Origin of the sequence: Shewanella spartinae (genome assembly GCF_019457555.1) — a bacterium.
GTDB lineage: Bacteria > Pseudomonadota > Gammaproteobacteria > Enterobacterales > Shewanellaceae > Shewanella > Shewanella loihica.
This window is the reverse complement of the sequence record NZ_CP080418.1, coordinates 3,055,642-3,069,312: the sequence shown is the minus strand read 5'-3', so window position 1 is coordinate 3,069,312 and position 13,671 is coordinate 3,055,642. Positions and strand designations below refer to the sequence as shown.

Genomic DNA, 13,671 nt, shown 5'->3' with positions numbered 1-13,671 from the left:
AATGCCTAGGGAATGCCTAAGCGTTAGTTTTCGGTAATAAAAAAGCCCAGAGTTCACTCTGGGCTTTTCTTTTGAGGATTCTCTTTTGAGGCTTAAAGCCTAGGGATTAGAGCTGCATCTCAGGTACATGCTCAGGCACGATAAGCTTGCCGGCGGTCTTCTCTACGATCTCCTCGACGCTCACGCCTGGGGCACGTTCCAGCAGGTGGAAGGCGCCATCTTTGATCTCCAGGAAGGCAAGGTCAGTCAGCACGCGCTTGATGCAGCCATAGCCGGTCAGCGGCAGCTCACACTTAGGCAGTAGCTTAGAGTTGCCGTGCTTATCGGCGTGCATCATGGTGACGATAATATTGTCGGCACCGGCCACCAGATCCATGGCGCCGCCCATGCCTTTGATCAGCTTGCCGGGGATCATCCAGGAGGCGATTGAGCCCTCTACGTCCACCTCGAAGGCGCCCAGCACGGTGAGATCCACATGACCACCGCGGATCATGGCGAAGCTCTCGGCCGAGGAGAAGAAGGAGGCGCCGGGGACGGCGGTGACCGTCTGCTTACCCGCGTTGATCAAATCGGCGTCTATGGTCTCTTCGGTGGGGAATTCACCCATGCCGAGCAGGCCGTTTTCCGACTGCAGCATCACCTGCATGCCTTCGGGAATATAGTTGGCGACCAGCGTCGGGATGCCAATGCCCAGGTTGACATAAAAACCATCCTGTAGCTCCTGGGAAACACGCTGTGCCAGTTGTTCTCTCGATAAAGCCATGGTGTCTCCTCCCTATTTGCTCTTCACTGTGCGCTGCTCGATACGCTTCTCGAACGTACCTTGGATCAGGCGATCCACATAGATGCCTGGTGTATGGATATGGTCGGGATCCAGCTCGCCCGGCTCGACGATATGCTCGGCTTCGACCACAGTGATCTTACCGGCCGTGGCCATCATAGGGTTGAAGTTAGCCGCCGTCTTGCGAAACACCAGGTTACCCATGGTATCGGCCTTCCAGGCGCGCACCAGGGCGAAGTCTGCGGTCAGCGCAGGTTCCAGCACATAGTGACGACCATCGATCTCACGGGTTTCCTTGCCTTCGGCCACTGGGGTGCCGTAACCCGTCGCGGTGAAGAAGGCGGGGATACCGGCGCCGCCGGCGCGGATCTTCTCGGCTAGCGTGCCTTGCGGCGTGAGGATCACGTTGAGTTCACCCGAGAGCATCTGCTGCTCGAAGGTGGCGTTTTCGCCCACATAGGAGGCGATCATGGTGCTGATCTGGCGGCTCTTGAGCAGCAGCCCCAGGCCAAAATCGTCTACCCCGGCGTTATTCGAGATGGCGGTGAGCCCCTTGGCACCACTCTTGACCATCTGGGCGATCAAGCCTTCGGGAATACCGCAGAGGCCGAAACCACCGACCATGACGGTCATGTTGTCTGTCAGACCTTCCAATGCTTCTTCATAGCTGGCGACCAGCTTATTGAGTCCTGCCATTATCATTATCTCCTTTGAGCGTGAGTCGGGCCTGAGCCCAACCCTATTATTCTGTTAGCGCGCGTGCGACCTTGGCACCGCTGACTCTGCCAAGCGCCTGGCTGATGTTGTTGCCCGCGGTGATCAGGGCGTTAAGATCCACACCTGTCTCTATTCCCATGCCGTGGAGCATATAGACCAGATCTTCCGTGGCCAGGTTACCCGATGCGCCTTTGGCATAAGGGCAGCCACCCAGGCCGGCCACCGAGCTGTCGATGACGCTGACGCCAGTCTCCAGGCAGGCAAGAATATTGGCTAATGCCTGACCATAGGTGTCATGAAAGTGTAGCGCCAGTTTCTCCACCGGCACCCTTCGCGCGACCGCTTCCACCATTCTACGGGCATTTAAGGGGGTGCCAACGCCTATGGTGTCACCCAGAGAGATCTCGTAGCAGCCCATTTTGTAAAGGATCTCTGCCACGCGAGCCACTTCCTCGACCTGGATCTCGCCCTCGTAGGGACAGCCCAGCACGCAGGACACATAGCCGCGCACGGGGATCTGTTTCGCCTGAGCCGCCTCCATCACAGGGATGAAGCGCTCGATCGACTCCTCGATAGAGCAGTTGATGTTACGCTGGCTAAAGCTCTGCGAGGCGGCGCCGAAGATGGCAACCTCGTCGGCCCCGGCGTCAAGCGCAAGTTCCAGCCCCTTGAGGTTAGGAGTCAGGGCGCTGTATACCACGCCCGGGCGTTTAGAAAGCTGGCGGAAGATATCGCCCGAGTCGGCCATCTGCGGCACCCACTTGGGGGAGACGAAACTGCCGGCCTCGATGCGGGTCAGGCCCGCCGCGCCCAGTTGGTCAATTAGAGCTAGCTTGTCGGCGGTGGTGACCGCCTTCTCGTTCTGCAGGCCGTCGCGGGCGCCGACCTCGAAGATGCTGACCTTGCTTGGATAGCTGTTCGTCACGGACATGGTTAAGCGTCCTCTTTCGCAGTGACTTCGAGCAGCAGGGCACCATCGCTCACCAATTCGCCTGGCTGGAAGAAGAAGGCAGCGACTTTGCCATCAAACGGCGCCTCTATGGTGTATTCCATCTTCATCGCTTCCATCACCATTAGGCCTTGACCCGCCTCGACCTCATCGCCCACCTCGACCAGGTGAGTGACGATAGTGCCGTTCATCGGCGCCTTGAGCTTGTCTTCGCTGTTGGCTTGCTCTTCTACGACCTCTGTCTGCAGGGCGCGGAAGTGATAGCTGCCGCTTGGCAGGAAGAGGGTGAAGTCGTCGCCTTCGCGGCTGACCGGGATCTTGCTCTTGTGGCCGTTGATCTCGGCGTGCAGCAGATCTTGCTTCAGCTCGCCGCTCAGGGTCAGTTGTTGATCGTTAAGGTTCAGGTAGTAGCAATCGCCAATCTGGCTCAGGGTCAGGTGCTGCACCTCATGCTCGTCGTCCAGCAGAGACAGCTGATGCATGCCGCTGCGGTTGAGCCTGAAGCCGCTCACCTGTCCCCAGGGTGAGTAAGGATCCTGGCTGTTGATGGCGGTAAGCTTGGCCTGTTCCTTCTGGGCGCACAGGTGATAGAGGGCGGCGAAGGCCAGGGCGCCATTCTGCTCATGGCTGTTGTCGCCATCCAGGTTGGCACCTATCAGGGTGTCGCCATAACGCTCGATAAAGTCTGTGCTGAAATCCGCCTGGCTGAAGGCTTTGTGCTCGGCGATGTTGGCCAGAAACTCAATGTTGTGCTTGAGGCCGCTGATCTGGTACGACTCCAGGGCGTGCACCAGGCGCTGTAGGGCGCGGGGGCGCGACTCGTCCCAGACAATCAGCTTGGCGATCATAGGGTCGTAGAAGTTACTGATCACATCGTTCTCGCGGATGCCGGAATCGATGCGCACATAGCGGTTCTGCTCCGGCTCACGCAGGAAGTTGAGCTTGCCGCTGGCGGGCAGGAACTCGTTCTGCGGATCTTCGGCGTAGATACGTACCTCGAAGGAGTGGCCGTGGATGCGCACATCCTCCTGGCTCAGGGGCAGCTCGCTGCCGCTGGCAACCATGAGCTGCCACTTGACTAAGTCTTGGCCTGTGACCATCTCAGTTACCGGATGTTCCACCTGCAGACGGGTGTTCATCTCCATGAAGTAGAAGCTGTTGTTCTCATTGGTCGCATGGGTGTCCAGCAGAAATTCCACCGTGCCGGCGCCTACATAGTCGATCGCCTTGGCGGCGGCCACGGCGGCCTCGCCCATGGCGCGGCGCAGGCTGTCAGACAGGCCTGGGGCCGGAGCTTCTTCGACCACCTTCTGGTGACGACGCTGGATGGAGCAGTCGCGATCCGACAGATAGATGCAGTTGCCCTGGGTATCGGCAAACACCTGCACCTCCACGTGGCGAGGCTGTCTCAGGTAGCGCTCGATCAGCAGCTTGTCGTTGCCAAAGGAGGAGGCGGCTTCGCGGCGGGCCGAGTTGATCGCCTCCAGGGCCTCAGACTCGGACTCGACGATACGCATCCCTTTACCACCACCGCCGTAGGCGGCCTTGATCAGCTGAGGGAAGCCTATCTCTTTAGAGGCCTTGAGCAGCACCTCGTCGCTCTGGTCGTCGCCGTGATAACCCGGTACAAGAGGCACATTGGCCTGCTCCATGATGATCTTGGCGGCGCTCTTGCTGCCCATGGCATCGATTGCATCGGCGCTCGGGCCGACGAAGGCGATACCGGCCTGCTCACACTGGCGGGCAAAATCGGCGTTTTCCGACAGGAAGCCGTAGCCAGGGTGAATAGCCTGGGCGCCGCTGCGCTTGGCGATCTCCAGGATTAACTCGCCCTTGAGGTAAGACTCGCTCGGGGCGCTGCCGCCCAGGTAAAAGGACTCATCGGCCATGGCCACATGGCGGGCGTCCTTGTCGGCGTCCGAGTAGAGGGCGACGGTCTTGATGCCCATGACCTGTGCGGTCTTGATGATTCTGCAGGCGATTTCGCCGCGGTTGGCGATCAATAATTTGGTAAACATGTTAGCGTGCTCCCCGAACTGGTAGGGCAATAGGGTCTAAGATGATCTCTGGCTTCATTAGGCGTTCCACCTCGGGCTTCTCTTCTCGAAGAAGGCGTTTAGCCCCTCCTGGCCCTCGTCTGAGACGCGAATGCGGGCGATACGCTCGCTGGTGTAGGCCAGGGTCTCCTGATCGATCACACCATCTTCCAAGCGTGACAGCAGGGTCTTGACCCAGGCCATGCCCTGAGGGCTGTTGCCCTTGAGCGCTTTGATGATGGGCGCGCTGGCACCCTCGAGATCATCGTTAATCTCATGGATCACATTGAGCTTGAGCGCGGTTTCGGCGCCGAAACGCTCGGCGGTCAGCATGTAGCGGCGCGAGGCACGCTGGCCCATGGCGCGAACCACATAGGGGCTGATCACTGCCGGGATAAGCCCGAGTTTGACCTCGCTCAGACAGAAGCTGGCGCGGCTATCGGCGATGGCGATATCGCTGGCGCAGATAAGCCCCAGGGCGCCGCCGAAGGCTGCCCCTTGTACCAAGACCAGGGTCGGCTTGGGGAACTTGTCGAGCTTGTGCATCAGGGTCGCCAGTTCGTTGGCGTCACTCAGGTTCTGCTCGAAATCCATCTTGGCCTGCTTGCGCATCCAGTTGAGGTCGGCGCCGGCGCTGAAGTTACGGCCGTTGGCCTTAAGCACCAGCAGTTGACAGCTGTCGTCGGCCGCGAACAGATCTAGGGCGGCGATCATCTCAGCGATCATCACCTCATCGAAGGCGTTGTGTTTGTCGGCGCGGTCAAGCACCATCTCGCCGACCCCGTCGCTTAGGGCGCAGCTTAAGTATTCAAATTCTTGCGTAATCGTTTGGCTTGTCATGGTCTACTTCCTTGCCTCTGCGTTATCGATTGTTGACTTAGCGGCGCATTACATGCGGAACACGCCAAACTTGGTGTCTTCAATCGGCGCATTGAGCGCCGCAGAGAGGGCAAGGCCGACCACGTCACGGGTCTGGGCCGGATCGATAATGCCATCGTCCCACAGGCGTGCGCTGGCATGATAAGGATGTCCCTCCTTGTCATACTGAGCCACGATAGGGGCGCGGAAGGCGGCCTCATCTTCGGCCGGCCAGTCCACTCCTTTGCGGGCCAGACCATCGCGGCGCACGGTCGCCAGTACGCCGGCTGCCTGCTCGCCGCCCATCACAGAGATGCGGGCGTTAGGCCACATCCACATCATGGTCGGTTCGAAGGCGCGGCCACACATGCCGTAGTTACCGGCGCCATAAGAACCGCCGATGATCACGGTGAACTTAGGCACGGTCGCACAGGAAACTGCGGTCACCATCTTGGCGCCATGCTTGGCGATCCCTTCGTGCTCATACTTCTTACCCACCATGAAGCCTGTGATGTTTTGCAAAAACAGCAGCGGGATCTTGCGCTGACAGCAGAGCTCGATGAAGTGAGCGCCTTTTTGCGCCGACTCGGAGAAGAGGATGCCGTTGTTGGCGACGATACCAACTGGGTAGCCGTGGATACGGGCGAAACCGCACACCAAGGTGGCGCCATAGTTGGCCTTGAACTCGTCGAAATCCGAGTCATCGACAATACGGGCGATCACCTCTTTGACATCGAACGGCTTTTTCAGATCGGTACCCACTATGCCGTAGAGCTCGTTGATATCGAACTTAGGCGGCTTGACTTGGCTGAGTTGGCTGGCGATCTGCTTGTTGTGATTGAGGCGAGTCACTGACTTGCGCGCCAGCTCCAGGGCGTGCTCATCGTTTTGCGCCATATGATCGGCCACGCCCGAGATCTTAGTATGCACCTCGGCGCCGCCCAGCTCTTCGGCTGAGACTTCTTCGCCGGTGGCGGCCTTCACCAATGGTGGGCCCGCGAGGAAGATGGTGCCTTGTTCCTTGACGATGATCGACTCATCGGCCATGGCGGGCACATAGGCGCCGCCCGCGGTACACAGACCCATCACCACGGCGATCTGTGGGATGCCCTTGGAGGACATCTTGGCCTGGTTATAGAAGATGCGACCAAAGTGGTCTCTGTCGGGGAATACTTCGTCCTGGCGCGGCAGGTTAGCCCCGCCCGAGTCCACCAGATAGATGCAGGGCAGGTGACAGCGCTCGGCGATCTCCTGAGCGCGAAGGTGTTTCTTCACCGTTAGCGGATAATAGGTTCCGCCCTTCACCGTGGCGTCGTTGGCGATGATCATGCACTCGACACCGCTGACGCGGCCGATACCGGCGATGATGCCCGCGGCCGGTACCACGTCGTCATAGACCTGGTAGGCGGCAAACTGGGAGATCTCCAGAAACGGCGAGCCGGGATCCAGTAGCTTCTCGACACGCTGACGTGGCGACAGCTTGCCACGGGAGAGATGGCGCTCCATGGCGACGGCGCCACCGCCTTGTTCGATTTCAGACAGTTTTAACTTGAGATCGGCGACCACCTGGCTCATCTGTTGATGCTTGGCCTTAAACTCGTCGCTGCGGGGATTGATTTGACTGCTCAGTTGCGTCACGGCTTGGTTCCTTTTAAGACTGTGGTGAACGGGAAGTGGCGATTGCCCGCCCGAGGCCGGACTGGGTCCGGCCTACTCTACGCATTCGACTATTTCGACTCGTTGAACAGCTCGCGGCCGATCAGCATGCGACGGATCTCTGAGGTGCCGGCGCCAATCTCATAGAGCTTGGCATCACGCAGCAGGCGACCCGTGGCGTATTCGTTGACATAACCGTTGCCGCCCAGCAGCTGGATGGCATCCAGGGCCATCTTGGTGGCTAGCTCCGCGCTATAAAGGATGGCGCCGGCGGCATCTTTACGCGTGGTCTCGCCGCGATCGCATGATTTGGCCACGTTATAGACATAAGACTTGGCGGCGTTCATGCCGGTATACATATCGGCAAGCTTGCCCTGTACCAGCTGGAACTGACCGATAGACTTGCCGAACTGCTCACGCTCGTGAATGTAAGGCACCACAATATCCATACAGGCGGTCATGATCCCCAGAGGGCCGCCAGAGAGCACCACGCGCTCATAGTCCAGACCGCTCATCAGCACCTTAACGCCGTTGTTGAGGCCGCCTAGAATGTTCTCTTCTGGCACTTCGCAGTCTTCGAACACCAGTTCACAGGTGTTAGAGCCGCGCATGCCCAGTTTGTCGAGTTTTTGCGCCTGGCTGAAGCCCTTGAAACCACGCTCGACGATGAAGGCGGTAATGCCGTGTGGGCCCTTGTCCATGTCTGTCTTGGCGTAGATCACATAGGTGTCGGCATCTGGGCCGTTGGTGATCCACATCTTGTTGCCGTTGAGGATATAACGGTCACCCTCTTTGCGGGCGCTCAGCTTCATCGAGACCACGTCTGAACCTGCGTTAGGCTCGCTCATCGCCAGGGCGCCGATATGCTCGCCGCTCACCAGCTTAGGCAGATACTTGGCCTTCTGTTCGGCGTTACCGTTACGGTTGATCTGGTTAACACACAGGTTAGAGTGGGCGCCATAGCTTAGGCCGATAGAGGCCGAGGCGCGGGAGATCTCCTCCATGGCGACCACGTGGGCCAGGTAACCCATGTCTGCTCCGCCGTACTCTTCGGGCACTGTCACCCCAAGCAGGCCCATCTCGCCCAGCACGGGCCAAAGCTCGTTAGGGAAGGCGTTTTCCTGATCCACCTTGGCGGCGATAGGAGCGATTTCGTTGGCGGCGAAGCTGCGTACTGCGTCACGCAGCATGTCGATATCTTCGCCGAGGCCGAAGTTGAGAGAGGAGTAGAGTTGAGTCATTGTTTTATCCTACAGGTCAGATGCTTTTATAATTTTTTATCAGGCCGGTTTACCCAGCCTTGCTTGTGTTCAATTTGTTGCTGCGTTAACTCGATATGGTCTGTGCTTGGCCTAGGCGCGTTCTTGCTGTTCCAGGGCGGCGCGGCACTGCTGCTCGGCGGAGTTGAGCTCCATCAAGACCACCTTGATGTCGTCCATCTGCTGTTGCAGGGCCGATTTCTTCTCTTCCACCAATTCCAGCATGGTGTGAAGCTGGGTACTGCTGTTCTTGTCGGCGTCGTAGAGCTCGAACAAACGGCGGGTTTCGGCGAGCGAAAAGCCCAGACGTTTACCCCTTAAGATCAGCTTGAGACGAACGCGATCTTTCAGGCCATAGATGCGGGTTTGTCCGCGGCGCTTGGGTTTCAGCAGCCCCTGATCTTCGTAGAAACGGATACTACGGGTAGTAATATCGAACTCCTTCGACAGGTCGCTGATAGAGTAGGTGGTCTGTGGACTGTGTTTGTCACTCATCGAAAAAATACCATATTGATTAACTTTCCTAGCACGATATATGAAGTTTACGTAAAGGTAAAGATTTTAGGTGGCGCTATTGGTCCATTTGGCTGTAAAAATCACACGGCAAACTGGTGAAATAACCGCCAGCCGCGGGTTTGGGGTGAGGTAAGGGAAGTTGCGCATAAGTCCTCGTGGCACTCTGGCTTACACATCGATTGGCGTTCAAGGCGTCTGACTGAAGGCATGCCGGGGCCTGGCAAAGTCAGATAACGCAGAGAGCCGGTTGCTGTGAAAGCCCCGAAGGGCGTAGTTTACAGGTCAGACTGCTGTGTTGTGCTTCTTGCAAAGGACTTAGGCCATTTGCCGCGAACCACGCCTTGCATTCAGGCCTGTAAGCCGACGCAGAGCACACAGGGGACTTGTTCGCACCTTCCTTATGCAAAGGTCTAATGGGAAAAGTGCAACTTGGCTCCATAATGTGATCTATGGCGCATAAGCCAAATCGTATGGAAGGGGAAGCCGATATGTCGACCGTGAGTGGCGGGCGCATGTCATTCGGAGAAGATCACATGAAGGATTTGCATAATCAGTTACACCAGGAATCTATCGATAATCCTAACGCCTTCTGGGGCGAGGCCGCCGGGGCCTTAGCCTGGGACAAGACGTTCGAGCGGGTACTCGATGACAGTCAGGCACCTATGTATCGCTGGTTTAGCGGCGGACAGCTCAATACCTGTTATAACGCGGTCGACAGACACGTGGAGGCCGGGCGCGGCGAGCAGGTGGCGATTCAATATGTGAGCCCGATTACGGGCACAGAATATGGGATCACCTACAACGAGCTGCAGGCCCAGGTGAGCCGACTGGCGGGCTACATGGCCAGCCAGGGCGTGGTCAAAGGCGACAGGGTGATCATCTATATGCCCATGGTGCCAGAGACCGCCTATGCCATGCTGGCCTGTGCGCGACTCGGCGCGATTCACTCTGTAGTGTTCGGCGGTTTCGCCGCCAACGAGCTGGCGACCCGAATCGATGATGCCAAGCCAAAGATGATCCTCTCCGCCTCCTGCGGCGTCGAGCCCTCGGGCGTGGTGGCCTATAAGCCGCTGCTGGATGATGCGCTCTCGCAGGCCGCTCACAAGGTGGAGCAGTGTGTGATCCTCAACCGTCCTCAGCTGCAAGCTGACTTAGTCGACGGCCGTGATGTCGACTGGCAGGGGGCCATGGCCGATGCGCCAAACATCGACTGTCAGACGGTAGAGGCGACCGATCCCCTTTATATCCTCTATACCTCGGGCACCACGGGGCAGCCTAAAGGGGTGGTGCGGGACAATGGCGGCCACGCGGTGGCGCTCGCCTGGTCGATGAAGCATATCTATGATATCGACCCGGGCGATGTCTTCTGGGCGGCCTCGGATGTGGGCTGGGTGGTTGGTCACTCCTACATCGTCTATGGCCCCTTACTCGTTGGCGCCACTACGGTGCTGTTCGAGGGTAAGCCTGTGGGCACGCCGGATCCCGGTATCTTCTGGCGCACCATAGCCAAATATAATGTGAAGAGTTTCTTTACCGCGCCGACTGCGATCCGCGCCATCAAACGCGACGATCCCGAGGGCGATTACCTTAAGGATGTGGACCTTAGCTGTCTCGGCACTTTGTTCCTCGCCGGCGAGCGCTGCGATCCCGATACCCTGCACTGGGCCGAGCAGCAGCTCGACAAGCCGGTGATCGACCACTGGTGGCAGACGGAAACCGGCTGGCCGGTAGCCGCCAACCTGATGGGCACGGCGCCGGTACCTGTTAAGGCGGGCTCTCCTGCCAAGGCAGTGCCTGGCTATGATGTGCAGGTGCTCGATGAGATGGGCGATATCGTGGCGCCGGATCAGTCGGGTAACGTGGTGATCAAGCTGCCGCTGCCGCCGGGCACGCTGGCGACCCTGTGGCAAAACGAGGGACGCTACAAGGAGAGCTACCTCTCCATGTATCCGGGTTACTACCTCACAGGGGATGCCGGTTACATGGATGAAGAGGGCTATCTCTATATCATGAGCCGCATCGATGACATCATTAATGTGGCCGGTCACCGTTTGTCGACCGGACGCTTCGAAGAGGTACTGTGTCAGCATGAGGCGGTGGCCGAGGCGGCGGTGATCGGGGTGGACGATAAGCTCAAGGGGCAGGTGCCTCTGGGGCTGGTGGTGCTCAAGAAGGGCTGCGATCTCAGCGATGAGCAGCTTTACAAGGAGCTGATCGCCCTGGTGCGTGAGCAGATTGGCCCTGTGGCCGCCTTTAAGCTGGTGAGCGCCGTGCCTAAGCTGCCTAAGACGCGCTCGGGCAAGATACTGCGCGGCACCATGCGTAAGATTGCCGACAATCAAGAGTTCAAGATGCCGGCAACCATAGAAGATCCCTACACGCTCGAGTTGGTGCGCAACGCCCTGACTCGCATGGGTTACGCCGACGCCCACGTTTAGCGTGTCGTCGACTCGATATTAAAAAGGGGCCCTAGGGCCCTTTTTTGTTGCATGCTTCTCGCTACTTGCGGGCGTTTGGTCTGTGCTTATGGCTTAAAGTAATAGATTAAATAAGATCACAAACGAAATAGCCAAACCGCTAATTTTCATAGATTTATCCATTAAAATACTTGCCAAAATAGATTCATCTATCGAACATAGCGGGGTATTCGGCGCAGCCTATGAGTCGCGGCCTCCTGGTTTTAGAAAGGTCTGGGGAAAACCTGGCGAAGCGCAAGTTGGTCAAGGAGTGAGGAAAAGGATCTTGGCAAGGGAAGTTGAGAATAAGGGAAGTTGAGAGTAAGGGAAGTGGAGAGTAAGGGATGAAGGCGAAAGGATTACTGGTGGGTTTAATGCTGATAGCGCTGAGCGCAGTGGGGCTTAGCGTGAAAATGGGTGCATTCACCAAAGACTATGTCGACTTCGATAAGCTTGAAAGGATCGATGGCCGCTTTCATCTGCGCGGTGAGGCCGAGCCCTATAGCGGTAAAGCGAAGTTTTTCGGCGATGACGGCTGGCTGAAGCAGCAAGCCATGCTCAGTCAGGGCAAGCTTAACGGCGAGCTGCAGGACTTCTATGAGAGCGGTGCCGTCCAGGCGGTCACGCATTATGTCGATGGTCAGATAACGGGGGTTACCCGTGTTTATCTGGAAGATGGCACCCTGAATAAGGAGATCCCCTATCAAGATGGGCTGAAACAGGGCACAGAAAAACACTATGGCTTCGAGGGAGGCCTGCTGTCTGAGTCCATCGAATATCGGCTGGGCAAGCGTAACGGCTGGAGCACGAGTTACTGGGATCCGGGCAGATTAAGGAATCGCATCCATTATGTGGATGACCTGCGCGACGGCCTGTGGCAGCAATACAGCTTCGGCAAGGTGGTGGTAGAAGGCACCATGGTCGAAGACAAAGAAGAGGGCGAGTGGCGCACCTATTTTCAGGATACCGACATCTTGCAGGGGATCGCCCATTTCAAGGCGGGCCAGCTTAACGGTGAGGTGACCGAGTTTTATGAGAATGGTGCCAAGGAGTGCATCGAATATTATGCGGCAGGCAGCAAGGTCGGCACCTGGACACGTTTTTATGATGATAGCAGCCTGGAGCAGGTAAAAAACTACCGTAATGACAAGCTAGAGGGCAGCTATCGCGAATATTTCCGCGGTGGTCTGCTCGCCGAAGAGGGGCAATACCGAGATGGCGAGAAGGTCGGTACATGGCGACGATTCAGCCCGAATGGTGAGCTACTCTCCGAGCATGAGGAGCAAAGGGTCAGGCTGGAAGCGGACATAGCTGTGAGCGACGAGTAAGGCGCTATTTTGTAAGGAATGAGTGAGGCATTAAATATGGAAGTGATTTTTATCAAGGGAGATGGCCGCTACGGCAGGCTCTGCTGCGTGCGAGAGGACGCCAGTCGCACCGAGACTCAGATGCCGGAGCAGGGGATCGCGCCCCACGACATGATCCATTACGTGGTGGAAAAGACCCTGGGCATAGGCGGCGCCTTTTATGGTCAGCTAAAGGCCGGCGCCAACATCAGCTTTACCCTGGAGCACAATCAGCTGTCGCGGCAGATAGCCGATAAGACCCAGGTGTGGCAGACAGAATCTATGGTGGAGGCGCTGCAGTCGCTCTATTGGTCGCAGGATCTCAACTTTGATGGCTTCTGTTATCTGCTCGCGCAGGGCTGTGAGCAGCGAGGGCTAACCGTGCCCGCAGTGAGTGAGCATGAGTTCAGGCAGATAATCGACGAGATCACCGAGCTTACCCGCCATTGGCAGGCCCTAACACAGGGGCAGAGCATGACGTTAGTCTTCTAGTTGGTTCTTTTAGATGAAGGCTGCTAGCCCCTTACATTAGCCCCTTGTATTAGCCGCTTGTATTAGCTGGGGATTATCTTAGGCGGTCGCCGAGGGAGCAAAGCCTGCTCAGGGTTTCAGCCGTAAATGTTGCGGGATAAATCTTGAGGCGCAAATCCTGTCATTGAAATATGGCTTTAAGCTGTCGTATGCTGGGACCAAGATTGTTTTTCAAGAGGTTGGGGAAATGAAGAGTAAGTATTTAGGGATTGTCCTGTTGGTTATCGGCGTGGCCTTGGCATGGTGGGGCTACAACATCTACGATTCTACCAGTTCGCAGATCACCCGCGCGGTTAACGGCGACACCCCAATAGAGGCCTGGGCCGGCATGGTCGGCGGCGCCATCTGCGTGCTGATTGGCTTGCTGAAATTGAAATAGCCCTTAGGTTCCAGACATCGCTAAACCAAACAGGGATAAAGCGTGTATTAGATGAAAAGCCTGCATGATGCAGGCTTTTTTCTTTTGCAGGGCGCTTATTTTTGCAGAAAAAGTTTCTTTGCAGGGAGTCTCTTTCCAGGGAGTTTCTCTTAGTCCAAATAAGCTGGGCAGATCCTTTGCCCTTAGG

General features: G+C 57.4%; 12 protein-coding genes. 4 read left to right on the top strand and 8 right to left on the bottom strand.

Annotation, left to right across the window (positions count from 1 at the left end; translation table 11 throughout):
* Positions 1-106: 106 nt before the first annotated feature.
* The 8 genes from K0I31_RS13430 to K0I31_RS13395 all read right to left on the bottom strand — a co-directional run bounded on the left by K0I31_RS13430 (position 107) and on the right by K0I31_RS13395 (position 8,751).
* On the bottom strand, positions 107-763 hold the full coding sequence (locus K0I31_RS13430) for a 3-oxoacid CoA-transferase subunit B (RefSeq protein ID WP_011866373.1): 657 nt from the start codon (positions 761-763) through the stop codon (positions 107-109).
* A gap of 12 nt (positions 764-775) precedes the next feature.
* Complete coding sequence (locus K0I31_RS13425; RefSeq protein WP_144200389.1) at positions 776-1,477, bottom strand: CoA transferase subunit A; 702 nt, start codon at positions 1,475-1,477, stop codon at positions 776-778.
* 46 nt (positions 1,478-1,523) lie between these two features.
* Positions 1,524-2,429, bottom strand: coding sequence for a hydroxymethylglutaryl-CoA lyase (locus K0I31_RS13420; RefSeq protein WP_220078708.1), 906 nt, complete (start codon positions 2,427-2,429; stop codon positions 1,524-1,526).
* A 2-nt stretch (positions 2,430-2,431) separates the two neighbouring features.
* The gene (locus K0I31_RS13415; RefSeq protein WP_220078707.1) at positions 2,432-4,465 is read right to left on the bottom strand and encodes an acetyl/propionyl/methylcrotonyl-CoA carboxylase subunit alpha; all 2,034 of its coding nucleotides are present in this window, start codon (positions 4,463-4,465) and stop codon (positions 2,432-2,434) included.
* 57 nt (positions 4,466-4,522) lie between these two features.
* A complete protein-coding gene (locus tag K0I31_RS13410) occupies positions 4,523-5,323 on the bottom strand; it encodes an enoyl-CoA hydratase-related protein (protein WP_220078706.1) in 801 nt (266 codons plus the stop codon).
* Between the two features lie 48 nt (positions 5,324-5,371).
* Entirely contained in the window at positions 5,372-6,979 is a 1,608-nt protein-coding gene (locus K0I31_RS13405; protein ID WP_220071864.1) for a carboxyl transferase domain-containing protein, read from the bottom strand.
* Between the two features lie 89 nt (positions 6,980-7,068).
* Positions 7,069-8,238: an isovaleryl-CoA dehydrogenase gene (locus tag K0I31_RS13400; RefSeq protein WP_011866367.1), complete on the bottom strand. Its 1,170-nt coding sequence runs from the start codon at positions 8,236-8,238 to the stop codon at positions 7,069-7,071.
* A gap of 111 nt (positions 8,239-8,349) precedes the next feature.
* Complete coding sequence (locus tag K0I31_RS13395; protein WP_011866366.1) at positions 8,350-8,751, bottom strand: MerR family transcriptional regulator; 402 nt, start codon at positions 8,749-8,751, stop codon at positions 8,350-8,352.
* A gap of 554 nt (positions 8,752-9,305) precedes the next feature.
* Here K0I31_RS13395 and K0I31_RS13390 point away from each other — a divergent pair.
* The 4 genes from K0I31_RS13390 (at position 9,306) to K0I31_RS13375 (ending at position 13,484) form a co-directional block, all read left to right on the top strand.
* Positions 9,306-11,210 (top strand): propionyl-CoA synthetase, encoded by a 1,905-nt coding sequence (locus K0I31_RS13390; RefSeq protein WP_220080853.1) that lies wholly within the window; start codon positions 9,306-9,308, stop codon positions 11,208-11,210.
* Positions 11,211-11,572: 362 nt separating this feature from the next.
* The gene (locus tag K0I31_RS13385) at positions 11,573-12,556 is read left to right on the top strand and encodes a toxin-antitoxin system YwqK family antitoxin (RefSeq protein WP_220078705.1); all 984 of its coding nucleotides are present in this window, start codon (positions 11,573-11,575) and stop codon (positions 12,554-12,556) included.
* Between the two features lie 36 nt (positions 12,557-12,592).
* Positions 12,593-13,066 (top strand): cytoplasmic protein, encoded by a 474-nt coding sequence (locus tag K0I31_RS13380; RefSeq protein WP_220078704.1) that lies wholly within the window; start codon positions 12,593-12,595, stop codon positions 13,064-13,066.
* A 226-nt stretch (positions 13,067-13,292) separates the two neighbouring features.
* Entirely contained in the window at positions 13,293-13,484 is a 192-nt protein-coding gene (locus K0I31_RS13375; RefSeq protein WP_033537618.1) for a DUF3185 family protein, read from the top strand.
* Positions 13,485-13,671 lie beyond the last annotated feature (187 nt).

Excerpts from the sequence above, each read along its gene's own strand:
- K0I31_RS13400 (WP_011866367.1), bottom strand. The coding sequence starts at position 8,238 with ATGACTCAACTCTACTCCTCTCTCAACTTCGGCCTCGGCGAAGATATC.
- K0I31_RS13420 (WP_220078708.1), bottom strand. The coding sequence starts at position 2,429 with ATGTCCGTGACGAACAGCTATCCAAGCAAGGTCAGCATCTTCGAGGTC.
- K0I31_RS13410 (WP_220078706.1), bottom strand. The coding sequence starts at position 5,323 with ATGACAAGCCAAACGATTACGCAAGAATTTGAATACTTAAGCTGCGCC.
- K0I31_RS13415 (WP_220078707.1), bottom strand. The coding sequence starts at position 4,465 with ATGTTTACCAAATTATTGATCGCCAACCGCGGCGAAATCGCCTGCAGA.
- K0I31_RS13385 (WP_220078705.1), top strand. The coding sequence starts at position 11,573 with ATGAAGGCGAAAGGATTACTGGTGGGTTTAATGCTGATAGCGCTGAGC.
- K0I31_RS13425 (WP_144200389.1), bottom strand. The coding sequence starts at position 1,477 with ATGGCAGGACTCAATAAGCTGGTCGCCAGCTATGAAGAAGCATTGGAA.
- K0I31_RS13430 (WP_011866373.1), bottom strand. The coding sequence starts at position 763 with ATGGCTTTATCGAGAGAACAACTGGCACAGCGTGTTTCCCAGGAGCTA.
- K0I31_RS13390 (WP_220080853.1), top strand. The coding sequence starts at position 9,306 with ATGAAGGATTTGCATAATCAGTTACACCAGGAATCTATCGATAATCCT.
- K0I31_RS13375 (WP_033537618.1), top strand. The coding sequence starts at position 13,293 with ATGAAGAGTAAGTATTTAGGGATTGTCCTGTTGGTTATCGGCGTGGCC.
- K0I31_RS13395 (WP_011866366.1), bottom strand. The coding sequence starts at position 8,751 with ATGAGTGACAAACACAGTCCACAGACCACCTACTCTATCAGCGACCTG.
- K0I31_RS13380 (WP_220078704.1), top strand. The coding sequence starts at position 12,593 with ATGGAAGTGATTTTTATCAAGGGAGATGGCCGCTACGGCAGGCTCTGC.